The sequence below is a fragment of the Streptomyces alkaliphilus genome, assembly GCF_014141535.1.
GTDB classification, from domain to species: Bacteria; Actinomycetota; Actinomycetes; order Streptomycetales; family Streptomycetaceae; genus Streptomyces; species Streptomyces alkaliphilus.
In genome coordinates this window covers 1-1,070 of record NZ_VKHT01001348.1, presented here as the reverse complement: position 1 = coordinate 1,070, position 1,070 = coordinate 1, and the positions used below count along the sequence as shown (strand labels likewise).

Here is a 1,070-nt window from a genome sequence, read left to right as displayed (position 1 = left end):
CCCGGAGCGGTGACCGACTCCCGGGCCCCGGCCGCCGGCGCCGCGCACTCCGGACCGCCGACGGCTCCCTCGATTCCTCCCCCACCGACGTCGGGTCTCCCGGATCCCCGGCTGCGCGACACCTCGTTGCCCGAACCCGGCTCGGTCCCCATCCACTGCTCCGGTTGCGGTCGGGGCGTCCTGGACTCCCGGGGCCGCTGCGACGAGTGCGGCTGGTCCCGCCCCACCGACCGCGACCACGTGGAACGGGCGGTGCGCGGGGTGGCCGGGGTCAGCGACCAGGGGTTGCGCCACCACCGCAACGAGGACGCCTTCCGCGTCTCGGCGACCGCCCTGCCCAACGGCACCCCGGTGGCCATCGCCGTGGTCTGCGACGGCGTCTCCTCATCCTCCCGGCCGCACGAGGCATCGGCGGTGGCCGCCGGTGTCGCCGACGAGGTGCTGCTCTCGGCCCTGCCCCGGGGCGTGCCGGGACGGGAGGCGATGCACGAGGCGCTGCTGACCGCCGCCCGGGCCGTGGACGAACTGGCCGAGCGGGAGCCCGAACCCATCGGTCGGAACGCCCCGGCCTGCACCATCGTCGGCGCCGTCTCGGTGGGCGGCGAACTCACCGTGGGCTGGGTCGGCGACAGCCGCGCCTACTGGGTGCCGATGGACGGCGAGGGACGTCCCACCCGCCTGACCGAGGACGACTCCTGGGCCGCGCAGATGGTCCGGGCCGGCCTGCTCGGCGAGGAGGAGGCGATGGCCGATCGCCGGGCCCACGCCATCACCGCCTGGCTGGGCGCCGACAACCCGCGTGTGGAGCCGCACACCGCGACCTTCGCCCCCGACCGACCGGGCGTGGTGGTGGTGTGCACCGACGGCCTGTGGAACTACGCGGACGCGGCCGACCGGATGGCGACGGTCGTCCCCCCGCAGACCCGGACGGCACCGCTGACCGGCGCCCGGCAGCTGGTGCGCTACGCGTTGGACAGCGGCGGCCACGACAACGTCACGGTGGCGGTCATCCCGCTGCCACTGGAGGCTCCCGCCCCGCCGGCGCCCCCCGGGGCGGGAGCCTCCAGTGG

At 76.4% G+C, this 1,070-nt stretch carries 1 protein-coding gene; it reads left to right on the top strand.

Annotated elements, in window-relative coordinates; translation table 11 throughout:
* Positions 1–9 precede the first annotated feature (9 nt).
* A partial coding sequence (locus FNQ90_RS24405; RefSeq protein ID WP_323380157.1) for a PP2C family protein-serine/threonine phosphatase occupies positions 10–1,070 on the top strand: 1,061 nt, incomplete at its 3' end.